Annotated in this window: 23 protein-coding genes and 5 tRNA genes; 26 read left to right on the top strand and 2 right to left on the bottom strand. The window is 52.2% G+C overall.

The window, feature by feature from the left end; genetic code table 11:
* Nucleotides 1-22: 22 nt before the first annotated feature.
* The 5 genes from J2X61_RS23600 (at nt 23) to J2X61_RS23580 (ending at nt 530) form a co-directional block, all read left to right on the top strand.
* Nucleotides 23-98: transfer RNA gene (locus J2X61_RS23600), tRNA-Thr, on the top strand.
* A 27-nt stretch (nt 99-125) separates the two neighbouring features.
* Nucleotides 126-202, top strand: a tRNA-Asp gene (locus tag J2X61_RS23595).
* A gap of 45 nt (nt 203-247) precedes the next feature.
* Nucleotides 248-320: transfer RNA gene (locus J2X61_RS23590), tRNA-Phe, on the top strand.
* Between the two features lie 46 nt (nt 321-366).
* Nucleotides 367-448, top strand: a tRNA-Tyr gene (locus J2X61_RS23585).
* A 9-nt stretch (nt 449-457) separates the two neighbouring features.
* A tRNA-Lys gene (locus J2X61_RS23580) sits at nt 458-530 on the top strand.
* A 183-nt stretch (nt 531-713) separates the two neighbouring features.
* Here J2X61_RS23580 and J2X61_RS23575 read toward each other — a convergent pair.
* Together J2X61_RS23575 and J2X61_RS23570 are read right to left on the bottom strand one after the other, a co-directional pair.
* A complete protein-coding gene (locus J2X61_RS23575) occupies nt 714-1,016 on the bottom strand; it encodes an MTH1187 family thiamine-binding protein (protein ID WP_274472010.1) in 303 nt (100 codons plus the stop codon).
* A 344-nt stretch (nt 1,017-1,360) separates the two neighbouring features.
* Complete coding sequence (locus J2X61_RS23570; RefSeq protein WP_310191036.1) at nt 1,361-1,957, bottom strand: gluconate 2-dehydrogenase subunit 3 family protein; 597 nt, start codon at nt 1,955-1,957, stop codon at nt 1,361-1,363.
* A gap of 355 nt (nt 1,958-2,312) precedes the next feature.
* Here J2X61_RS23570 and J2X61_RS23565 point away from each other — a divergent pair, with 355 nt between their 5' ends.
* The 21 genes from J2X61_RS23565 to J2X61_RS23465 all read left to right on the top strand — a co-directional run bounded on the left by J2X61_RS23565 (nt 2,313) and on the right by J2X61_RS23465 (nt 22,837).
* The gene (locus tag J2X61_RS23565) at nt 2,313-3,164 is read left to right on the top strand and encodes a C40 family peptidase (RefSeq protein WP_274472012.1); all 852 of its coding nucleotides are present in this window, start codon (nt 2,313-2,315) and stop codon (nt 3,162-3,164) included.
* Between the two features lie 127 nt (nt 3,165-3,291).
* Nucleotides 3,292-4,407: a PucR family transcriptional regulator gene (locus tag J2X61_RS23560; protein WP_274472013.1), complete on the top strand. Its 1,116-nt coding sequence runs from the start codon at nt 3,292-3,294 to the stop codon at nt 4,405-4,407.
* Between the two features lie 113 nt (nt 4,408-4,520).
* Nucleotides 4,521-5,642, top strand: a complete 1,122-nt coding sequence (locus tag J2X61_RS23555) for an ABC transporter ATP-binding protein (protein WP_274472014.1) — start codon at nt 4,521-4,523, stop codon at nt 5,640-5,642.
* A gap of 164 nt (nt 5,643-5,806) precedes the next feature.
* A complete protein-coding gene (hprK, locus tag J2X61_RS23550; protein WP_274472015.1) occupies nt 5,807-6,748 on the top strand; it encodes an HPr(Ser) kinase/phosphatase in 942 nt (313 codons plus the stop codon).
* A gap of 40 nt (nt 6,749-6,788) precedes the next feature.
* On the top strand, nt 6,789-7,769 hold the full coding sequence (gene lgt / locus J2X61_RS23545) for a prolipoprotein diacylglyceryl transferase (RefSeq protein ID WP_310191030.1): 981 nt from the start codon (nt 6,789-6,791) through the stop codon (nt 7,767-7,769).
* Nucleotides 7,747-8,406, top strand: a complete 660-nt coding sequence (gene ppaX, locus J2X61_RS23540; protein WP_310191027.1) for a pyrophosphatase PpaX — start codon at nt 7,747-7,749, stop codon at nt 8,404-8,406. Before lgt ends, ppaX begins: the two co-directional genes overlap by 23 nt.
* The gene (locus J2X61_RS23535; RefSeq protein ID WP_274472018.1) at nt 8,403-8,897 is read left to right on the top strand and encodes an acyltransferase; all 495 of its coding nucleotides are present in this window, start codon (nt 8,403-8,405) and stop codon (nt 8,895-8,897) included. The genes ppaX and J2X61_RS23535 overlap by 4 nt, the downstream gene beginning before the upstream one ends.
* A gap of 213 nt (nt 8,898-9,110) precedes the next feature.
* The gene (locus tag J2X61_RS23530) at nt 9,111-10,322 is read left to right on the top strand and encodes an ATP phosphoribosyltransferase regulatory subunit (protein WP_274472019.1); all 1,212 of its coding nucleotides are present in this window, start codon (nt 9,111-9,113) and stop codon (nt 10,320-10,322) included.
* Nucleotides 10,323-10,344: 22 nt separating this feature from the next.
* Nucleotides 10,345-10,983 carry an ATP phosphoribosyltransferase gene (hisG, locus tag J2X61_RS23525; protein ID WP_274472020.1) on the top strand — a complete coding sequence of 213 codons (639 nt, stop codon included), beginning with the start codon at nt 10,345-10,347 and terminating at the stop codon, nt 10,981-10,983.
* A gap of 18 nt (nt 10,984-11,001) precedes the next feature.
* Nucleotides 11,002-12,282 carry a histidinol dehydrogenase gene (gene hisD, locus J2X61_RS23520; RefSeq protein WP_274472021.1) on the top strand — a complete coding sequence of 427 codons (1,281 nt, stop codon included), beginning with the start codon at nt 11,002-11,004 and terminating at the stop codon, nt 12,280-12,282.
* A gap of 5 nt (nt 12,283-12,287) precedes the next feature.
* On the top strand, nt 12,288-12,896 hold the full coding sequence (gene hisB, locus J2X61_RS23515; RefSeq protein WP_274472278.1) for an imidazoleglycerol-phosphate dehydratase HisB: 609 nt from the start codon (nt 12,288-12,290) through the stop codon (nt 12,894-12,896).
* A 2-nt stretch (nt 12,897-12,898) separates the two neighbouring features.
* Nucleotides 12,899-13,504, top strand: coding sequence for an imidazole glycerol phosphate synthase subunit HisH (hisH, locus tag J2X61_RS23510; RefSeq protein WP_274472022.1), 606 nt, complete (start codon nt 12,899-12,901; stop codon nt 13,502-13,504).
* A 73-nt stretch (nt 13,505-13,577) separates the two neighbouring features.
* Nucleotides 13,578-14,336, top strand: coding sequence for an imidazole glycerol phosphate synthase subunit HisF (gene hisF / locus J2X61_RS23505; protein ID WP_274472023.1), 759 nt, complete (start codon nt 13,578-13,580; stop codon nt 14,334-14,336).
* Nucleotides 14,333-14,989 carry a bifunctional phosphoribosyl-AMP cyclohydrolase/phosphoribosyl-ATP diphosphatase HisIE gene (gene hisIE, locus J2X61_RS23500; protein ID WP_310191021.1) on the top strand — a complete coding sequence of 219 codons (657 nt, stop codon included), beginning with the start codon at nt 14,333-14,335 and terminating at the stop codon, nt 14,987-14,989. The genes hisF and hisIE overlap by 4 nt, the downstream gene beginning before the upstream one ends.
* Before the next feature lie 25 nt (nt 14,990-15,014).
* On the top strand, nt 15,015-15,821 hold the full coding sequence (gene hisJ / locus J2X61_RS23495) for a histidinol-phosphatase HisJ (RefSeq protein ID WP_310191018.1): 807 nt from the start codon (nt 15,015-15,017) through the stop codon (nt 15,819-15,821).
* A 76-nt stretch (nt 15,822-15,897) separates the two neighbouring features.
* On the top strand, nt 15,898-16,848 hold the full coding sequence (locus J2X61_RS23490; RefSeq protein WP_274472026.1) for a ribose-phosphate diphosphokinase: 951 nt from the start codon (nt 15,898-15,900) through the stop codon (nt 16,846-16,848).
* Nucleotides 16,849-16,974: 126 nt separating this feature from the next.
* Nucleotides 16,975-18,711, top strand: a complete 1,737-nt coding sequence (locus J2X61_RS23485; RefSeq protein WP_274472027.1) for a tetratricopeptide repeat protein — start codon at nt 16,975-16,977, stop codon at nt 18,709-18,711.
* 97 nt (nt 18,712-18,808) lie between these two features.
* Entirely contained in the window at nt 18,809-19,756 is a 948-nt protein-coding gene (gene trxB, locus J2X61_RS23480) for a thioredoxin-disulfide reductase (protein WP_310191014.1), read from the top strand.
* A gap of 155 nt (nt 19,757-19,911) precedes the next feature.
* Nucleotides 19,912-20,859, top strand: a complete 948-nt coding sequence (locus J2X61_RS23475) for an ROK family glucokinase (RefSeq protein WP_274472029.1) — start codon at nt 19,912-19,914, stop codon at nt 20,857-20,859.
* 77 nt (nt 20,860-20,936) lie between these two features.
* Entirely contained in the window at nt 20,937-21,824 is an 888-nt protein-coding gene (rapZ, locus tag J2X61_RS23470; RefSeq protein WP_274472030.1) for an RNase adapter RapZ, read from the top strand.
* Nucleotides 21,825-21,853: 29 nt separating this feature from the next.
* Complete coding sequence (locus tag J2X61_RS23465; RefSeq protein WP_274472031.1) at nt 21,854-22,837, top strand: gluconeogenesis factor YvcK family protein; 984 nt, start codon at nt 21,854-21,856, stop codon at nt 22,835-22,837.
* The last annotated feature ends 5 nt before the right edge of the window (nt 22,838-22,842 follow it).

Genomic DNA, 22,842 nt, shown 5'->3' with positions numbered 1-22,842 from the left:
GCCTCCACCATCTTATGAATATGCCGTTGTAGCTCAACTGGTAGAGCAACTGACTTGTAATCAGTAGGTTGGGGGTTCAAGTCCTCTCGACGGCACCATTCACTGTAACGAATATGAATTGTCATGGAGCCGTGGTGTAGAGGCCTAACATGCCTGCCTGTCACGCAGGAGACCGCGGGTTCGAATCCCGTCGGCTCCGCCATTCATATTTTATCGTTATAGGGGACAAACTACTTTAAGTACATAAGGCTCGGTAGCTCAGTCGGTAGAGCAGAGGACTGAAAATCCTCGTGTCGGCGGTTCGATTCCGTCCCGAGCCATTGAGATGGTTGTGCTGCCACAACGCAGTACGGTTATCTCGCATCTGGAGGCTTAGTGAAGTGGCTAAACACGGCAGACTGTAAATCTGCTCTCTCCGAGTTCGGTGGTTCGAATCCATCAGCCTCCATTTCCCTAAGAGCCATTAGCTCAGTTGGTAGAGCACCTGACTTTTAATCAGGGTGTCGTAGGTTCGAGTCCTACATGGCTCACTTTTATAAGTGAAAATCAGAAGGCCGTAAGGTCTTTTTTTTATGGGGCGACCGAGAGGTTGCCCCTTATATATTTCCGGTTTGTTGCCTATATCCGTCCATCCGTCAGAAGCGCAAGAGCCGCCCCTGCCAATATTACAAAAAGCCTCCCAATCGGGAGGCTTTTGTCTTACCATTCGGATGTTATTTCAGTTTCTCAGCGACCGATTGCATTTTCTGCGTCATAGAAGCAGCTTTATCGCGCCGGTCATCGATTTTGATCGAGGTGGAGACGCGCTCAGCACCGTTCTTGAAAGGCACTTCATGAACGGCCCGAATCACTTCCAGGATGCGATCCAGAGGGCCTTCCAGAATGGTCCCCATAGGGGTCATTTCAAAGATGATGTCCGTGTGCTTCTCCAGCTCTTTGTGCAGATCGGCGACATAACCGCTAAGGCTGGTGGTTGCTGTTCCGATGGGAATAATCGTGAATTCAGCTATGGCCATTATCGACCGCTCCTTTCATCATTTCAGCTACTTATCATTGTAGAGGAGTAGAGGAGCATAAACAAGTTGTCCATGAAGGCGTGTTTTACGTGCTGGGTGAGTTCCATAATGTAATCGGACGCTCTGGCCGCGAGCGCCGACACCAAGGGGAACGAGTCCCCTCAACGAGCCGGGTATCTTCCCAGCCCTAATTTCTGCATGCTGAACTTAGCGCTAGCGTAATCCTTCTGGTGATCCCGCGGGGGACCGGCACCCAGCACTACGACATCAGGAATTTGCAAGCACGCCTCCCGCGGCACCTGCGCCAACAATCAAGATATCGGCTTCCTGCGCGTATCTCCTTTTCACGGCTCCTTCACAGCCTCCCAAGGGTCGAGATGTCCCAGGTCCGCCCGAACATAGCCGCGAGGATAGGCGGGCCCGCCGTATCCAATTTCGGACCATATCAGCGGATGCGAATAGTAGGCTTCTATGCTGAACTGCAGTAGTTTTTGAAATAGTGCTTTCTGCGGGACGCCGTCCCATTTCTCCGTGTTGGGATATTCATTGCTGGCGATCTGCTGCATGATAAGCCGCTTGTTCGCCGAATCCAATTCGAAGAATGGCTTGCTGCTGTGAATCCATCCGGTTTCATCAATAGCTTCCAGACCATTGCGAACGAGTGTTCGAATCTCTGGAACGTTCTTCTCCCGGTTGCCCTCGCCTTGCCCCTTGGCTAGCACTTCGTCAATATGGGAGAGTACATAGCCGATAATATCCCCTCTGGAATCATCCATAAGGAGCGAGCACCAGGCGCGCAAAGTTTCCGCTTCAAGCGGTGTGATATAGCGATAGCGGTTTTCGCGTAATAATCGGGCGTTGACGATGGAGCGAGTGTGAGCGTCCCATTCATTTTGCTCATCCATAACATTATAAGACGGATAATGGCTTTGATTTGTCATCGTGAAATAAAACCTCCATATATGGCAGTAAGTCCAAACACGTTGAAGAAAGCGAACGGCAGCGGCATGATGACAGGCGACCCCATAAACCCTTTGTAAGACCTCCTGTGGGATGATTCGACCCTTGTACAATTATTTCCAATAATACGCAATTTATGAGCCTGAGGTACTTTCATCCTCATAGCGATTGCATGGTAGAGATTCCATGGGAAGAACGTTTTGGCACCATTACCAATCCTGCGTGCGAGAGGAAACATTTTAGGAATGAAAGGCTTCTGGAAATCATGGTAATCTTGTACTAGATTTTATGGCAATTCCCATTTATACAAACAATTGCGCACTGGAGGAAATAATAATGATAAAGCATCTTGCTAAACGAACACTTGGAATTACAGCTGCCGTAACGATCGCGCTATCTGCGACTACAGCGGTGTCCGCCTACGCGGCGAATGACGATATGGATGCGGTGTCTCTTGCCAAGAAATTGGTCGGCATCGATTATTCCAGAAGCAACGAAACGCCGTCAGCCGGATTCGATTCCTCCGGTCTGATTTACTATGTTTATCAAACGTTGGACTATTCGGTGCCTAGAACGCTAGCCGAGCAGTTTAAGATGAACAAAAAGTCGATCAACGATATCTCCAAAGCGGAGCCGGGCGATATCCTGTTCTTTGGCAGCGGGAAGACGCCGTCTTATGCGGGGATTTATGTGGGGCAAGGGAAGATGGTCATGTCCTCCCAGAGCAGAGACGAAGTCGTCACACGCAACGTCAACGATTATAAGAAGAGCTTCATTGGCGGGAAAAGCATTCTATCCGCTACGGACCGCTTGAAGGCGGAGCTTATTCTTGCGGCTCAAAAATACTTAGGTGTTCCGTATGAGTTCGGTGCGAAATACGGACAAACCAAAACGATGGACTGCTCTTCATTCGTGAAAACGGTGTTCGCCCAATACGACATAACGCTGCCGCGGGTATCCCGTAATCAGGCGAAGGAAGGGAAATACGTAAGTAAAAGCAATTTGGAGGCCGGAGATTTAGTTTTCTTCACAACCCCGGATTCCGGCAAAAGCATCGGGCATGTAGGCATTTATGTAGGTAATGGGAATATGATTCATACGTACGGTGAAGGCGGCGTCAAATTCACCTCCATCAATAAAGAATGGTGGGCGGATCATTATGTGACGGCTCGCCGGATTTTGGACTGATTCAAGGTCAAACCCAAAGAACCCTTCTGCAGCTGAGGCGCGGGAGGGTTCTTTCCCATTCGGGAGCTTACATATGGTACAATAGAGAGATAGAGATAGAAGAAGTCAGGAGTAAGGAGAGAGGCAAATGGATTGGGAGCGAATCAAAGAGCGTTTGGAAGCGGTTTTACAGACACCTATGTACATCGGTTTGATAGCTGAAGCCGATTGGCTGCACTTGGCGGAAGAGCAGGCCGAAACTCCGATCAGCTTCGTCCGGAGCGTTGAGCGCGGCCGGGAGGTGCTGTTTTATTTATCCAAGGAGCACAAAGATATCAGAGTTCTGCAAGTTCCTGGAGCCAAACTCACCCCTTCCGAGCGCAAGCTCGTAGAAATGACGGTCGAATCCAAACAAACGCAGGAGAAGAAGCAGCGAGGAGCTTACCAGTCGGAAGACGAACGAAAAGCCTATCAATTACGAGAATGGCTGCTGCAGCAGATGGAGCTTGGCGCCACCTATGCGGAGCTGCCGGATGCGCTAGCTTCACAGTCCTCTCTGTATTCAACGAAAATTCCACTGCTTCTCTACGGGGATTATTCGCAAAATCAAAGCGTGACCTATACGGAGTTGAAGAAGCTGCTGGAGTCTTTCTTCGAATCGGAAATTACGCTTATTCCTTTGATGGAGAAAGAGTGGCTGATTCTGGCGCCGGAAGGACTGCTGGCAAGCGGCAGTGAAGAAAGAGAAGGCGACGAAGAAGAGAGCGTTGAGCAGATTCTGGATGCGCTAGGCTCTGGCTTATATGAAATGCTGGCGAATGAGTGGATCGGAGAATGCCATCTGGCCATCGATTATCCGGTGAAGCCGGCGAAAGCGCTGTTCGCTACGATTCTCAAATTGAGAGAGACGATCATGCTCGGCCGTTCCTTCCATGTAGGCAGCTTTATTCATCTTCGATGGGAACTCCGCCTGGAGAAACTGCTGCATTTGATAGACGAAGAAGAGAAAAACGAATTCCTGGAGCAGGTGCTCCGCGGCACCGATCATGCGCTGGATGCGGAGACGGTGACGACGCTTGAGCATTTCTTCTCTCTGGACTGCAATGTGAGCGAGACGGCGAAGAAGCTGTATATTCATAGGAATACGCTGTTGTACCGGTTGGACAAGTTTAAAAATGAGACCGGATTGGATGTCCGGACGTTTAATCATGCGGTTTTGGTGCGTCTTGCTACTCTATTGTACAAAGTAACGAAAAGAAAGTGATTTTTTTGTAGGTATTGTGCATAGTCAGTCCGGCCTTCGTGGGGTAAGATGAATGTAGTTAATAGTTGATGAACAAGTAGTGTACATCGATAAACCGTAGGGGGAATGAAACCATGGCAGGCGTACGTTTAAATCATATCGTTAAAAAATATTCCGGTGCAGAAGAATCCACAGTTAAGGATTTCCATCTTGAAATTGAAGATAAAGAGTTCGTCGTATTGGTTGGAGCATCCGGTTGCGGTAAATCCACAACGCTTCGTATGATCGCAGGACTAGAGGAAATTACTGAAGGTGAACTGTACATCGGAGATCGCCTTGTAAACGACGTTGCTCCTAAAGACCGCGATATCGCGATGGTATTCCAATCCTATGCTCTTTATCCGCATATGACTGTTTATCAAAACATGGCATTCGGTTTGAAACTTCGTAAATTCAAAAAAGCAGATATCGATGCTCGCGTTCGCGAAGCAGCGAAAATCTTGGATATCGTTCACTTGCTGGATCGTAAGCCGAAGGCTCTTTCCGGTGGTCAACGTCAACGTGTTGCCTTGGGCCGTGCGATCGTACGTGAGCCGCAAGTATTCTTGATGGATGAGCCGCTCTCCAACTTGGACGCGAAACTTCGTGTACAAATGCGCGCGGAAATCACGAAATTGACAAAACGTCTTGGTGTTACAACCATCTACGTAACGCATGACCAAATCGAAGCTATGACAATGGGCGATCGTATCGTTGTTATGGATAAAGGTATCATTCAACAGGCTGCTACACCTGAAGAAATCTACAACTACCCTGTGAACATGTTCGTTGCAGGCTTCATCGGATCCCCGTCCATGAACTTCATGACAGGTAACTTGACGCAAGAAGGCGGCGGAATCTTCTTCAAAGCAGGTTCTGTTAACGTAGAAGTTCCAGCTGGTAAAGCACAAGTGCTGAAAGATAAAGGCTATGTAGGTAAAGAAGTGATTCTGGGTGTTCGTCCGGAAGACATTCACGAAGAGCCTGTATTCTTGGAAGCATCCCCGAACACTGTCTTCAACGTAAACGTTGAGTTGACAGAGAACTTGGGTCACGAAATGTACTTGTACCTGAACGGTATCGGTTCTAACACAGTCATCGCTCGTGTTGACGGACGTTCCGGCATCAAAGAAGGCACAAACGTGAAATTGGCTTTGGATATGAACAAAGTTCATTTCTTCGATAAAGAGTCCACATTGTCCATCTTGGTAAAATAAGTTGGATCAGAAAAGCCAGCCGATATCGGCTGGCTTTTTTTCTGTTTGGCAACGCGGCAGTTGATTTCAATATCGTATTCCTTTACGATGAAACTAATGGAAAGAAATGAAGACGAGCAGAAGGAACAGGTTGTGCTCAGGCAAAACGCAGAGGGGACAGGACAATGGCCAAAAAAGTGAAAGTTTCCGAATTGGTGGACCAGCTCCACATGGAGGTTCTTGCAGGCGAATCAGGACTTAAACGCGGTATAACGACCGGAGATCTGTACCGTCCGGGTCTGGAGATGGCGGGCTATTTCAATTACCATCCGCGGGAACGCATTCAGATGCTAGGAAAGACAGAAATCACCTTCATGGAAATGTTAACGACGGGGGTTCGCCGAAACCGCGTCGAGCAGCTGTGCGCTCCGGAAGAGACGCCTTGTATCATCGTAACGAGAGGGTTGGATGTTCCGGTCGAGCTGTTGGAGGAAGCGACGAAGCGCGATCTTCCGGTGCTTCGCAGCCAAATGTCGACGACGATCTTTGCAAGCAGACTGACGGGTTACCTCGAAAATAAATTGGCGCCAAGCACAACGATCCACGGTGTACTTGTCGATGTGTACGGCGTGGGCATGCTCATCACAGGCAGCAGCGGCATCGGGAAGAGCGAGACGGCGCTGGAGCTTGTCAAACGGGGCCACCGGCTGATCGCCGACGATGCGGTCGAGATTCGGCAAAACGGTGAAAAAGTGCTGACCGGCAACGCGCCGGAGCTGATCCGCCATCTGCTCGAAATTCGCGGTGTCGGCATCATCAACGTGATGACCTTGTTCGGTGCAGGAGCCATTCGGAATGTGAAGAAGATATCCGTTGTGGTAAAATTGGAAAACTGGCAGCAGGACAAGCAGTATGACCGTCTGGGATTGGACGAGGAATTGACACGAATCATCGATACGGATTTGCCGCTGGTCACCATTCCCGTACGCCCAGGTCGAAACTTAGCGGTGATCGTGGAAGTGGCCGCGATGAATTACCGGTTGAAGCGAATGGGCTATAACGCGGCGCTTCAATTTACGAATAAGCTGACGGAATCGCTGAATGAGGATTATGAGGACTTTGATTGATAGAAGCTGGACGCAGCTTACATTGTGAAGGAGTGAAACTATGCTAGAAAGCGTGGCGTTTTCCCTTGGACCGATTCATGTCCGGTGGTATGGCATTATTTTAGGTACAGCAGCATTGGTTGGATTGTTATTGGCCATTCAAGAAGGGAAACGATTCAAAATCGTTCCTGATTTTTTCATGGATTTATTGCTGATAGGCGTGCCTTCCGCGATTATTGGGGCAAGAATATATTATGTAGCCTTCCAATGGTCCGATTATAAGAACAACTTAGCGGAAATATTTATGATATGGCACGGCGGGATCGCCATTTACGGCGCGCTGATCGGGGCCATAATCGGGGTCTTCTTCTACGTCAGAGCCAAAGGCTACAACTTCCTGCGCATTGCGGACATTTGCGCTCCCGGCTTGATCGTGGGTCAAGCTATCGGACGCTGGGGTAACTTCATGAACCAGGAAGCGCACGGGGGCCCGGTGAGTGAGTCGTTTCTGCGCGACACGCTGCATTTGCCGAATTTCATCGTGAATCAGATGAATATTGAAGGTACTTTCTATCATCCGGCGTTTCTCTATGAATCGCTATGGAATATCGTTGGCCTGTGCGTACTCCTATGGCTTCGCCGCAGACCGTTCCTTCGGGCGGGAGAGCTGTTCTTCAGCTATTTCATCTGGTATTCCATCGGCCGTTTCTTTATCGAAGGCGTACGCACGGACAGCCTGGATTTCACAGGACCGACCTGGCTGGCATCGCTGCTCAACGCATTGTGGTCGCCGATGAAAGTCGTTTTTGAGCCGGGTGTCATGACCTATGGAGGAAATATAAGATTCTCGCAGCTGTTGGCGCTTCTGCTCGTGATTGGCATGGCGATTCTTATCATCGTCAGAAGGAAGAAAGGTTATGCGAACGTACGCTACGCAGATCCGATTGTTTCCTCGAAGCCGGCAAGCACGAAGAAAGAAGTTTCCGAACAAGAGATTGGACAGGATAAAGGAGCAGATTATGATTCAAACCGTACTGTTTGACTTGGATGGCACGATTGTCGATACGAATGAACTGATTGTACAGTCCTTTCTGCATAGCTTGGAGGGCGAAACGCCGGAGCCGGTAGGCCGGGAGCTGATCATTCCGAACATGGGCCGTCCCCTAGTGGAGCAAATGGAGTTTTTCTCCGGACGCAAAGAAGTCGAGGAGCTCATTAAGAAATATAGAACGTTTAATTTAGCCAAGCACGACGAGCTCGTGAAGGAGTTCCCGCATGTGCGGACCGTGATGGCGAAGCTGCACGAGAATGGCGTCAAAATCGGCATCGTGACGAGCAAAATCAGACAAACGACGCTAATGGGTCTGAAGCTGTGCGGACTCGACCCGTATGTAAGCACGATTGTGACCGTTGAAGACGTCAAAGAGGCGAAACCGCATCCGGAAGGTATCCTGGCTGCGATGGCAACGCTCGGCGGTTCACCGGAGACGACGCTGATGGTCGGAGACAGCCATTATGATATCGAAGCCGCGAAGAATGCGGGAGTCGTATCGGTAGGCGTCACCTGGTCATGGAAAGGGCGCTCCTACCTGGAGCAGTACAACCCGGATCATCTGATTGACGATATGTTCGATCTGCTGCCGATCGTTGGGCTCGCTTCGGATGTGGAGGCTCGTTGAGACAAACGGACAAATACCCGGTCGATGGACCTAACGCCCTATGGCAGATCTATCATACCGTCAGCAAGTGGAAGGCGATCCGCAATTTCGTATTCATCCAGATTACGCGGTATTCGCCTTCCCTGCGGATGAAAAACTGGATATACCGGAACATCCTCGGCATGAAGGTCGGCGAGCATACCGCTTTTGCGCTGATGGTTATGGTGGACGTCTTTTTTCCCGAGAAAATACATATCGGCAATAATACGATTATTGGGTATAACACGACGATCCTGGCGCATGAATATTTGACGAAGGAATATCGGCTCGGCGATGTGCGAATCGGCTCCAATGTGATGATCGGTGCGAATACAACCATTCTGCCTGGGGTCACAATCGGCGACCATGCCGTTATCGGCGCGGGCTCCGTCGTTCATAAGGACGTGGCGCCGCACACCTTCGTAGCGGGCAATCCGCTGCAGACGATACGTCAGTCCCCCAATGAGAATTGAGAGAGTTGTGCGCGTGCGAGCGTGCAGCTCTTTTTCTATGCCATTCGAGAAGGTAGCGAATCTTGGGAATACCGGGAACTGGCAATTGACGCTTCTTAAGGTTACATGTTAAAATAGCCGTACATTCTTTATTTTGGTAGCATGGTAGCACGTTAACGTACTAAAGTATCAAACGGAAAACAGGATGAAATTCCTAGATGTTGGGGTGAGACGGTGTCAAAGCCAAAAGTATTTGAAAAGCCGCTAGGGGTCAAGGATTACTTGCCCGAGGCGGTAACGAAACTGCGCAATATAGAATACCGCGTGCTGGCCTGTATGGAGCGCTGGGGTTACAACCAGATTCTGACGCCTACGCTTGAATATTACGATACGGTGGGAGTGGCGAGCTCCACGGAAGATAAGAAGCTGTTCAAATTGCTGGACCGCAAAGGGCAGACCTTGGTATTGCGTTCCGAATTGACGGCTCCGATTGCTCGTGTAGCGTCCTCCTTATTGAAGGAGCATTCCTTCCCATTGCGTCTTTCTTATCATTCGAATGTATTTCGGGCGATCGAGGAGGAGGCGGGCCGGGATTCCGAGTTTTTCCAGACCGGCGTGGAGTTGATCGGCGACGCTTCGTCCGAAGCGGATGCTGAAGTCGTAGCGCTGGCGATCGCTTCGCTGCAAGCCGCAGGCGTCGGCACATTCAAGATTGCCCTCGGCCATGTCGGCTTCTTGAACGGATTGTTCCAGGAAACCCTGGAAGGGCGCAGCGATGCACAGCTGAGCTTGAAGGAGCATTTGCTCGGACGCGATTATGTCGGGTACCGCGAAGCGATCAAATCGCTGGCCCTTACGCCGGAAGTGGAGCGTGAGCTCATCGGTGTCTTGAGGCTGAGAGGCGGAGACGAAATCTGCGCGCAAGCGCGGATGGTAACCCAGCATCCGATCGCACAGGATGCGATCCGACATCTTTGCGAAGTGTGGGATGTGCTGAAGGCCTACGGAGTCAGCGAGCATGTCGTCATCGATTTGACGATGATCGGCGATTTCTCCTACTACACCGGCATGACGTTCGAAGGCTATGCAGCCGACCTCGGTTTCCCGGTCTGCAGCGGCGGACGGTATGACAATCTGCTGAGCCAATTCGGGCGGCCTGCGCCGGCAACGGGCTTCGCGCTGAAGACGAACCGGATTCTTGAGGTAACGGGCGGAGAGGCAGTTCCTTCGCCTAAGCGGGTGCTGATCGGTTACGATGCCGAGCACCGGGAAGAGGCGCTTCGGTTAGCGAAGGCGAAGCGGAGCAGTGATGAAGCGGCTGTGGTCATTACGCAGCTTGTAGGCGATCAGGCAGCATGGAGACAAGCTATGGTGACGAAGCCGGACGGTTCGATTGAGGTGCAAGGCACATTGTATCAGGAAGTTATGACATTGATAGCGAAGTAAGCTCGGAAGGTAGGTTGGAACGGTGGAAGATATTCTTAAAGTAGCGATGCCGAAAGGGCGTATTTATAAACAGGCGGCGAAGCTTTTTCATAAGGCGGGACTGCCCATTCCGGAGGACCTGGAAGAAGGCCGCCGGCTCATTATTCCCGTACCGGAAGCCAGAATGGAGTTTATCCTGGCCAAGCCGGTCGATGTGCCCACATACGTCGAATACGGCGTGGCGGACATCGGGGTTGTCGGCAAGGACGTGTTGATGGAAGAGAACCGCAACGTTTACGAGCTGCTGGACTTGGGCATTGCACGCTGCCGCATGTCGGTCATTGGCTTGCCGGATTGGAAGCAAGTGATCAATCCGCGAGTGGCGACGAAGTATCCGAACGTCGCTTCGCAATATTTCCGCGAGCAGGGGCAGCAGGTCGAGGTCATTAAGCTGAACGGCTCCATCGAGCTGGCGCCGCTGATCGGCCTTGCCGACCGGATCGTGGATATGGTCGAGACGGGCCAGACGCTCAAGGAGAACGGACTCGTTGAGCAAGAAGAAATTTTTCAGATTACGAGCCGCCTGATCGCGAATCGGGTCAGTTACCGAATGAAGAACGATTCCATTCAGCGGTTATGCGATATGCTGCAGGCGGTGCTTCCTGCGCTAACGAAGGTCTAGATAGAGAGGAAGATAGCTATGCGGATACTACCCGCCTCCGAATTTGAATTGAAACGCGAGGTCGAATACGGTTCGCCCGAGCAGAACGAAACCGTCCGCCGCATCATCGATGAGGTGCGGCAGGACGGCGACGCCGCGCTGCGGCGCATGGCGCGGGAGTTCGACCGCGTCGAGGTCGCCGAGCTTCGCGTCAGCGACGAGGAGATCCAGGCGGCGTACACGCAGGTCGACGCCGGGTTCCTGACGGCGCTGCGGCAAGCCGCCGCCAATATTCGTGCGTTCCATGAGAAGCAGAAACGCACGTCGTGGATGGACCTGCAGCCGGACGGCAGCCTGCTGGGCCAAATCATCCGGCCGCTGAAGCGGGTCGGCTTGTATGTGCCCGGAGGGAAGGCGGCATACCCGTCCTCCGTGTTGATGAACGCCATCCCCGCGATCGTAGCGGGGGTGCCGGAGATCGCGATGGTGACGCCTCCGGCCACCGCCGGGGAAGAGGGCATCAACCCGCATATCCTCGTGGCGGCAGCCGAAGCGGGTGTGAAGGAGATTTACCGCGCAGGCGGAGCGCAGGCGGTAGCCGCCCTCGCCTACGGCACGGAATCGATCCAGCCGGTCGACAAGATCGTCGGCCCGGGTAACATCTACGTCGCGCTGGCGAAGCGCTTCGTGTTCGGTGTCGTCGATATCGACATGATCGCCGGACCGACGGACATCGTCGTGCTGGCGGATGAGCACGCCGATCCGGAATATGTGGCCGCCGATTTGCTGGCGCAGGCCGAGCACGACGAGATGTCACCGGCAATTCTGGTGACCCCGTCGCAGGAGCTCGCCGAGTCGGTGCGGCTGGAGCTGTGGCGGCAGCTGGACGTGCTGCCGAAGAAAGCGATCGCTGCGGTATCGACAGCAACCAGAGGCGCGATCCTCCTCGTAGACAGCTTGGACGAGGGCGTTGACGTCGTCAACCGCTTGGCGCCGGAGCACTGCGAGCTGCTCGTGCAAGAGCCGTTCAATCTGCTGCCGCGTATTGAGAACGCCGGCGCGATTTTCCTCGGCGCGTACAGCACGGAGCCTGTCGGCGATTATTTCGCCGGCCCTAACCACGTGCTGCCGACGAACGGCACGGCCCGGTTCTCATCGCCGCTGAATGTGGACGATTTCCTGAAGAAATCAAGCGTCATTCATTATAGCAAGGAAGCGCTCCTCGCGAACGGCGACATGATTATGACGCTGGCCCGCAACGAAGGGCTGGAAGGCCATGCGAGAGCGGTGGAAGTACGACTGAAGAAGGAAGGGAAATGAACCTAATGGCTGAACAGGACAATGCAAGAGTGCGCTCGGCGAGCGTAGCCCGCAAGACGAATGAGACGGACATCAAGCTATCGTTCCAAGTGGATGGAACAGGAATTTCGGAGATTGCGACGGATGTTCCCTTCTTGAACCATATGCTCGATTTATTCACGAAGCATGGCCATTTCGACTTGAAGGTCGATGCCAAGGGCGATATTGAAATCGACGATCATCACACCGTTGAAGATATCGGCATTTGCCTGGGACAGACGCTGCGCGAGGCGCTTGGCGACAAGAGAGGCATCAAACGTTATGCGAACGTGTTCGTGCCGATGGATGAGGCGCTGGCACAGGTTGCGATCGATATCAGCAACCGTCCGCATTTCGAATACCGCGCGCAATATCCAACCGCTAACGTAGGCAGCTTCGAAACGCAGCTTGTGCATGAGTTCTTGTGGAAGCTGGCGCTGGAAGCACGCATTACGCTTCATGTTATCGTTCATTACGGTCAGAACACACATCATATGATCGAAGCGGTGTTCAAAGCGTTAGGCCGTGCTATCGATGAAGCGACAACGATTGATCCTCGCGTGCAGGGGGTTCCTTCGACGAAGGGAGTGCTGTAGTCATGATCGCCATTATTGATTATGGAATGGGCAATTTACATAGCGTCAGCAAGGCGGTTGAACGCCTTGGCTATGAAGCGGTGGTGACCGGCGATGCCGAGCAGATTCTGGCTGCCCAAGGGGCGATTCTTCCGGGTGTCGGCGCATTCGGCGATGCGATGGACCAGCTGCGCGAGTCGGGACTGAATGAGGTTGTCCTGCGTTACGCGGAGTCCGGCAAACCGCTCCTCGGCATCTGCCTCGGCATGCAGCTGCTGTTCACTTCCGGCGAGGAGCATGGCAACCACGAAGGGCTGGGCCTGCTGCCCGGTTCCGTTGTGCGTTTCCGCGGTGACTATAAAGTACCGCACATGGGGTGGAACAAGCTGAGCTATCGGCACAGCGAGAGCCCGATTTTCCAAGGTGTTGAAGAGGGGCACGTATACTTCGTGCACTCCTACCATGCGAAGCCGGAGCGCGAGAGCGATTTGCTTGCGGTCACCGACTATCACCAGCCGGTGACGGCGATTGTCGGACGCGACAACGTATACGGCATGCAGTTTCACCCCGAGAAGAGCGGGGAGATCGGCATGCAGCTGTTGAGAAATTTCCTGGCTCTCTGCCAGTAAGGGGCATGACCGGCGAATGCGCCGCTTCCCCTCCTGAATGGCCGGGCTTGCAAGTTAACTAGGAGGTGCCATCATGTTAGCCAAAAGAATTATTCCTTGCCTCGACGTCAAGGACGGCCGGGTCGTCAAAGGCGTGAACTTCGTGAATTTGCGCGATGCGGGCGATCCGGTGGAACTGGCGGCGATTTACGATAAAGAAGGTGCGGACGAACTCGTATTCCTCGACATTTCGGCTTCGGTCGAAGGCCGTGCGACGATGGTGGAGGTTGTCCGCCAAACGGCAGGGGAGATTACGATTCCGTTCACTGTCGGAGGCGGCATCTCCAGCGTGGACGATATGAAACGCCTGCTGCGTGCAGGAGCGGATAAGATCGGCATCAACACGGCGGCGGTGCGTAATCCGCAGCTCGTCTCCGATGGTGCGCGCAAGTTCGGTTCCCAATGTATCGTCGTCGCCATTGACGCCAAGTACAATGCGGAGTGGGGCGAATGGGAAGTGTTCACGCACGGCGGGCGCAATGCAACAGGCATGAAGACGCTGGAGTGGGCGAAGCGCATGGAAGAGCTCGGTGCAGGCGAAATATTGCTGACCAGCATGGATGCGGACGGCACGAAGGACGGCTTCGATCTGAAGCTGACGCGCGCTGTTTCCGAGCTGTTGACCATTCCGGTGATTGCTTCCGGCGGAGCGGGCCGAACGGAGCACTTCTACGATGTGTTCACGGAAGGCAAAGCCGATGCCGGGCTGGCGGCGACGATTTTTCATTACAAAGAGCTTTCGATTCAAGGGGTCAAGGCTGACCTGAAAGATAAAGGGGTTGAAATCCGATGACATTTTCACTGGAACAGATTAAATATGACGCGCACGGACTTGTGCCTGCCATCGTGCAGGACGCGGTCAGCAAAGAAGTGCTCATGCTCGCCTATATGAACGGCGAATCCTTGCAGCGCACGATACAGACGGGCGATACTTGGTTCTGGAGCCGCTCCCGCGGAGAGCTGTGGAACAAAGGGGCAACCTCCGGTCACACGCAGAAGGTCAAAGCGCTGCGCTATGATTGCGACGCGGACACGCTGCTCGTACTTGTAGAGCAAACGGGACCTGCCTGCCACAATGGCACGTACACCTGCTTCACGCAAAGCATTCCGGTGGAAGGCGCTGCGCAAGAAGGTACGGAGCCGGCAGTCTCCGGAGATCGTTTCGCCATCCTTGGGGAGCTTGAGACGGTCATTGCCTCGCGCGACGCGGAGCGTCCGGAAGGGGCGTATACGACTTACCTTTTCGAGAAAGGTGTCGACAAGATCCTCAAAAAAGTGGGCGAAGAAACGGCTGAAGTCATTATCGCCGCCAAAAATAAAGACAACGACGAGCTTCGTTATGAAGCCAGCGATCTCATTTTCCATTTAATGGTACTTCTGCGCAATAATAAACTGCCTTTGGATGAAATTATGAGAGAGCTTAGAAAACGGCATGTCCAAAAATAAATAAGACGACCTGGAGTGATTCACGATGTTGATTGATTACCATACACATCATGTGCGCTGCGGTCATGCCTCCGGGGAGCTGGAGGAGTACGTCAAACGCGGCATCGAGATCGGGCTCACGCAATTAGGGCTTTCGGATCATATGCCGCTTTTGCATGTGGATCCGCAGACGTATTGGCCGGAGATGGCTATGCCGATGGAGGAGCTGCCCCGCTATGTCGAGGAGTGCCTGCATCTGAAAGAAAAATATAAGGACCAAATCGATATACGCGTCGGTCTTGAAGGCGATTATATCGAGGGCTATGAGAAAGAGATCGAGGCGATTATCAAGGCGTATCCTTGGGATTATGTGATCGGATCGGTTCATTTTCTGGGTGAGTGGGACATTTCGGACTTCCGGCAAATTGCAGGCTGGGAAGGCAAGGATATTTATGAGGTTTATATCCAATACTACGAGGCAGTGAAGAAAGCGGTTCGTACCGGCTTCTATGATTATATCGGTCATATCGACATGATCAAGCGGTTCGGCTATGTGCCGGATCGCGACACGTGGGAGCTCGAGAAAGCGGCATTAGATACGGTGAAGGCATGCGGCCTTGCCATCGAGCTTAATGCATCGGGCCTTCGTCACCCCTGTAAAGAAATGTTTCCCAGCCGCCGTATGCTCAAATACTGCCAGAAGGTGGGAATTCCCGTAACGCTGGGATCGGACGCCCATCAGCCGGAGCGGTTGGCCCAATATTTGGATGAAGCGAGATCGCTGCTCAAAATGATCGGATTTAACGAAATAGCCACATTTCATGCACGAAATCGACATCTTGTGACTTTTTAAATTCGACACCTTTCATGTATAATGAGTAGGGCGTGAACAATTTTATTTAATGAACCTTCGGAGGTAACCATTAACCATGCATAGCGACAATGTTAAAATTTTTTCCGGATCTTCGAATCCGAAGCTTGCGGAACGTATCTGTAAAGAGCTCGGCCAGCCGCTTGGACAAATTAAACTATCCCGTTTCAAAAGCGGAGAAATCTACTGCCTTTACGAAGAGACAATTCGTAACTGCGACGTATTCCTGGTGCAAACCTTTTCCCATCCGATCAATGAACATATGATGGAACTTCTGGTCATGATGGATGCGGCAAAAAGAGCTTCTGCAAGAACGATCAACCTTGTCATCCCTTACTATGGTTACTCTCGTCAAGAACGCAAAGCCGCTCCGCGCGAGCCTATTTCCGCTAAACTTGTAGCCGACTTGTTCAGTGCGGCAGGCGCCAACCGTGTTGTTACGATTGACCTGCATGCGCCGGCCATCCAAGGCTTCTTCAATATTCCAGTCGATCACCTGACGGCTCTTGATGTCATCAGTGATTGCATCAAAAAGAAAAATTTGCATAACCCGATCATCGTTTCTCCGGATGCAGGCCGTGCTACGACTGCGGAGAAAATGGCCAACATCCTCGATGCGCCGTTCGCGATGATGATCAAGAAGCGCCCTGAGCACAACGAGTCCGTTATTACTCACGTAATCGGCGACGTTGTAGGCCGCACGCCGATCATTATCGAGGATTTGATCGATACGGGAACGACGATTGTCAACGTTGTGGAGAGCTTGAAAGAGAGAGGCGCGCTGGACGTTTATATTTGCGCGACGCACCCTGTCTTCTCCGGACCTGCTCTGCAGCGCTTGGATCACCCGAACATTAAGGAAGTTATCATTACGGATTCCATCGCGATTCCGGAAGGCCATTCGGATAAATTCAATGTGCTTTCCGTAGCGCCGCTCTTGTCCGATGCCATCCGCATCATTAATGACGGCGGTTCCTTGTCCTCCCTGTTCAAATACGGCGGCGTGTAGGCCCGATCTATCCGCTGTCCAAGCACGTTTTATAAAAGTAAGATCTTACCTTGGGATTATGTTTTTGGCTTCCCGGCGATCTATGGTATAATTTGAATGTAATCAAATTGCCGGGGGTGTCTTGCTATGGAAAAGATTAAGCGTGTGTCCGAAGCGCCAAAACCAAAAGTGATTTCAATTAACATGGATGCCGCATTCTTTTTCGAGAGAGCGGTTCAATCTTTGGATCGGTTTCATTATGATAAGGCATTGAAATATTTCCGGCGGGCTGCGGAGTACGAGCAGGATAATCCTGTGAATCACTGCAACCTTGCGGGAGTTCTCTCCGAAATGGGCAATTATGACGAGTCGAACCAAATTTTGCAGCATATCCTTGATACGATCGATCCCGAGATGACGGAATGTCACTTTTATATGGCGAACAACTATGCCAATATGGAAAATTTCGAGCAGGCAGAACAAGCATTGGTTCGGTATTTGGAAACTGATCCTACGGGACAGTTCATGGAAGAATCCGAAGAGATGATGGAAATGCTGAGCTACGAGCTTGAACGCCCCGCCCCTCTCACTAGCATCAAGAGTCGAGAAGGGCTCTTCGAGCATGATAAGGCCCGCGCCCTCCTGGAGGAGGGGAAGTTCGCCGAAGCCGTGAGGCAGCTGGAGAAGCTGGTTGAGAATCAACCGGAGTTCACTGCCGCGCGTAACAACTTGGCACTGGCTTATTATTACATGGGGCAGTTCGAGAAAGCGATGGAAACGATTCATGCTGTACTCGAAATCGATCATGGCAATTTGCATGCCTTGTGCAACATGGCCATCTTCCACCAGCATTTCGGCAATAAGCGGGAGCTGGCGGAGCTTACGGACCTCTTATGCAAGACGTATCCGTACCAGCAGGATCATGTGTTCAAGCTCGCTACGACGATGGGCATTCTTTCGCAGCATGAGAAAGCGTATCATCTGTTCAGGCGTCTGCTGAAAGCGGGGGACGGTACGGCCGATCCTTGTCTGTATCATTACGCCGCTGTGGCTGCCTGCCACATTGGCCGGTTCGATGAAGCATACCGGTATTGGAAGCAAGCTCACAAGCTGGATCCCGGCGCGGAAATCTCCAAATTTTATTTGGAGCAGCTGCGTACGCGCGAGAAGGTGGAAGGCCCGCTGACATGGAGCTACCATTACCATCTGCCCTTCGAAGAGCAGTTCCGCGTGCTGGAGAAATCGGCGCAGGGCATACCGGACCAACTGAAGAAAGATCCGCTTGTCCGCTCGTCCTTCTTCTGGGCGCTGCGCCACGGGGATATCGAAACGAAGCTTCAGGTCATTCAAGCTTTCGGTTTGATCGCCGACAACGAGGTGAAGGATGCCTTGCAGGACTTCATTCTGGACCGGGATGAAGATGACTACTTGAAGAAGGTTGCCATCTTCGTGCTGCGCAGCATGGGGATCCGGGAGTCTATCCCGGCTTATCTCGAGAATCAGGAGATTATGGTGGAGGCCTCGCCTTATTCGCCGCATTTGCCCGTCTGGGATGTGAAATGGCAGAACGTCATGGAGATGGCGCTCTCTCATATGCATAAGCGGTATGATATGGTGCAACAGTATGATTTGGAGATTCTATGGGTGGAGTTTCTGACGAAGCTGTATCCGTCCGTGCCGAAGATTCAGAAGTCCGAGGGTTGGGCGGCTGCGTTGGAATATTTGATCGCCAAGATGCATCGCCGCGCGATTTCGTATCAAGAAGTTTCGACGCGCTATGGCGTGACCGTTTCGACGGTGAGCCGGAATGTGAAACTCATTGACGATACTTGCGGTTTACGCGAGAAGATGGAAGCGATCTTCAACAAATTCACAAGTATTTGATCGCTTGGTCATGCCGTGACGCATGACCGGCTTTCATACATATAGGTATGCTTATTACAGATAGCTTTCCAATGGAGAGCATTTAGGAGGGAAACATATGTACAAAGCAGTCGTTGTAGGAACAGGACCATCCGGATTAACAGCAGCCATTTATTTAGCTCGCGCCAACCTGAGCCCCCTTGTCATCGAAGGACCGGAGCCAGGCGGCCAATTGACCACGACAACCGAAGTGGAGAATTTCCCGGGCTTCCCTGAAGGGATCATGGGACCTGAACTGATGGAAAACATGCGCAAGCAAGCGGAACGCTTCGGCGCTGAATTCAAAACGGGCTGGGTGAACTCCGTAGAGTTGACGAACCGTCCGTTCAAATTGCAAGTGGAGGGCTTGGGTGAAGTCGAGACGGAAACGTTGATCATTTCAACAGGCGCTTCGGCCAAATTGCTCGGCATCGGCAACGAGAAAGAGAATATCGGACGCGGCGTAAGCACATGCGCAACCTGCGACGGTTTCTTCTTCCGCGGCAAAAAGATCATCGTTGTGGGCGGCGGAGACTCCGCGATGGAAGAGGCGAACTTCTTGACTCGCTTCGCTTCCGAGGTGCGTCTGGTGCATCGTCGCGATGAACTTCGCGCCTCCAAGATCATGCAGGATCGCGCTCGCGGCAACGAGAAGGTGAAATGGGCGCTGAACAATACGCCGATTGAGGTTGTTTCCGGCGAGAAGGGCGTAACCGGCCTGAAAGTGAAAAATAACGTTACCGGTGAAGAGGAAATCATCGAAACGGACGGTATTTTCGTAGCGATCGGCCATTCGCCGAATACGAAGTTCCTGGGCGGACAAATCGAAACGGACGAACAAGGCTACATTAAGGTGAAGCCGGGGACGACCGAGACGAATATTCCCGGCGTGTTCGCATGCGGCGACGTGCAGGATACGAAGTACCGTCAAGCGATCACAGCGGCAGGCAGCGGATGTGCGGCAGCGCTGGAAGCTGAGAAATTCCTGGAAGGCCACATCGTACACGATTGGAGCCAATCGCTGTAAGACTTTGTACAGCAAACGTGGGAGGCTATGCTTTCCACGTTTTCTTATTTCCTCGGGAAATAGATGAATCTTGACCTGTCTACAGCCTTGTCTTATAGTTGAAAAAGGAGCTTATGCCCGAAAATTTTAAAGATTATTCATGAGGTGACCTTGCAATGTCAAATCAGATTTATATCGGTGTAGATTTAGGCGGTACCAATATTAAAGTCGGTATCTGCGACGAGCAGGGGAAACTGCTGCAAACGTTAGAAGGCCCAACAGGTGCGGAGAACGGTGCGGAGGCTGTTATCGAGCGTATTGCGCAGCAAGTGCGCCAAATTGTCGAAGAATCTCCGTTTGAGTGGGAGCAAGTGGCGGGAATTGGCGCGGGCTTGGCTGGATTCATGGATATTCCGGAAGGTTTCGTCAAATTTTCTCCCAATTTGCAATGGCATAACGTCCCTGCCAAGAAAATGTTGGAGACGCTTCTAGGCAAAACGGTAAAAATCGACAACGACGCGAATGTGGCAGCGCTTGGCGAAGCATGGGCCGGTGCTGGCGCAGGCATTCCGAACTTGGTTTGCTATACGCTTGGAACGGGTGTTGGCGGCGGTATCATTATTAACGGCAAAATCTATCAAGGCGCTGCCGGCATGGCTGGCGAGCTCGGTCATATGTCCGTTGTGCCGGATATCGAAGCTATTCAATGCGGATGCGGACAAATGGGCTGTCTTGAGACGGTATCCTCCGCAACAGGCATCGTGCGCATGGCCAAAGAAGCGGTAGAGCGCGGCGAGCGCACATCTCTTGCGCTGCATGAGAAGATTGAAGCCAAGCATGTATTCGATGCGGCGAAAAGCGGCGACGAAGTAGCCCTGCGCATCGTGAACCGCGCGGCTTATTATCTCGGACGCTCCATGGCGGCTATGGCTGTCGTCATTAATCCGAAGAGGTTCATTATCGGCGGAGGCGTATCCAAGGCAGGAGAGATTCTGTTCCAGCCGATTCGCGACACATTTAAGAAATTTACGCCGGAAACAGCGGCAGAGGGTGTTGAGATCGTTGCGGCAACACTTGGCAACGATGCAGGCGTCGTAGGCGCTGCCGGTCTGAATTTACGTTAGACATACATGCAGGGGTTCGCATGGCTAATGCGGGTACGTGTTAGCCTGCGAAAGCACTCCAAAGGAAGGTGTCGTTCATGGAAGAAAACCACCCTTTAGCGAAGCTGGTCATTATTACGGGGATGTCGGGTGCGGGGAAGACGATTGCCGTGCAAAGTCTCGAGGATCTCGGATTTTTTTGCGTAGATAACTTGCCGCCTGTGCTCATTCCTAAGTTCGCTGAGTTAATCGTGCAGTCGATGGGGAAGATCGGCAAAGTCGCACTGGTGATTGATTTGCGGGGGCGTGAATTTTTCACTGCACTTCAGGAGTCGCTTCGCTATATTCGCGAGAATTACACGCTCAGCTATGAGATTCTTTTCCTGGACGCTACCGACGCAACGCTCGTGCAGCGCTACAAGGAGAGCCGTCGTCGTCACCCGCTGGCACCCGAAGGGGCGCCGCTTGAAGGGATCGGGCTTGAGCGCAAGCTGCTCGAGGAACTGAAGGGTCTGGCTACGCAGGTGATCGATACAAGCTCATTGAAGCCGGTCCAGCTGAAAGAAAGAATTATTTCCCGGTTCACCAATTTGGAAACGAACCGCATATCTATAAATGTAATCTCCTTCGGCTTTAAATACGGTGTACCGATTGACGCTGACTTAATCTTCGATGTTCGCTTCCTGCCCAACCCCCACTATGTGGAACAGCTACGCCCGCAGACAGGCCAAGATCCCGATGTGTACGACTACGTCATGAAATGGTCGGAGACGCAAGAATTCCTAACCAAGCTGCTTGATATGTTGAACTTCTTGATGCCGCAATACAAGAAAGAAGGCAAAAGCCAGGTTGTAGTTGGCATAGGCTGTACAGGAGGCAAGCATCGTTCTGTGGCGATTACCGAGTACCTCGGCAAAGTGCTGGGGAACAGCGAGACGGAAGCCGTGCGATTGAGTCACCGAGATGCCGAACGGGACCGCGTCTAAGCATCTTACGATTAAGGAGTGAAAGAAATTTGAAATATGATAAAACACAGCGCACTCCCAGAATAGTCGTAATTGGCGGCGGTACAGGTCTCTCGGTAATGCTTAGAGGATTGAAGGAGAAGCCGGTCGATATCACAGCCATCGTAACGGTGGCTGATGACGGCGGGAGCTCCGGCATTCTTCGCAATGAGATGCAGATGCCGCCCCCGGGCGACATTCGAAACGTGTTAACCTCTCTGGCTGATGTGGAACCGCTGCTATCGCTCATGCTGCAATATCGATTTCAGGTGGGAACTGGATTAGCAGGCCATAGTCTGGGAAATCTAATCTTAGCGGCCTTAACCGACATTACCGGTGATTTCGTCACGGCCGTTCAGGAGATGAACCGGGTGTTCGCCGTACGCGGCAGGGTCATCCCGGCTTCCAACCAGGCGATCGTGTTGAAAGCCATTATGGAAGATGGTACTTTAGTCGTAGGGGAATCGAAAATTCCGAAGGCTGAAGGGCGCATCAAGCGCGTATTCATCGAACCCGCCAATGTAACGCCTTTGGCGGATGCGGTGCAAGCGATCCGCGATGCGGATGCGATCCTCTGCGGCCCGGGCAGTTTGTACACCAGCTTGCTGCCGAACCTGCTCGTGCCGGGAATTGCCGAGGAAATCGTCAAATCGAAAGCCGTGAAGCTGTTCATATGCAATGTGATGACACAGCCCGGTGAAACCGATGACTACTCGGTAAGCGATCATCTCGATGCGATCTATGATCATCTCAAGCAGCATTTGTTTGATTATGTGATCGTCAACAATGGGGAGATTCCTCCGCAGGTGCAGGCACGATATGCCGAGAAAGGCTCGAAAGCGGTTCATTTGGACCTCGATGAGGTGACGAAGAGAGGGTATCAGGTTATTGCTGACCGGCTCGTGCTGTTCCGCACCTACCTTCGTCATGATGCAGAGAAATTGAGTGACCATATTTATCAGCTTGTCGAAAGCTGGATGTTAAGGAAGAAGTGAGTCTC

This window comes from Bacillus sp. 3255, from assembly GCF_031456485.1.
In the GTDB taxonomy this organism is placed as follows: Bacteria; Bacillota; Bacilli; order Paenibacillales; family NBRC-103111; genus Paenibacillus_E.
Note: the sequence above shows the minus strand (reverse complement) of the source record. Positions and strands in the feature narration are given on the sequence as shown.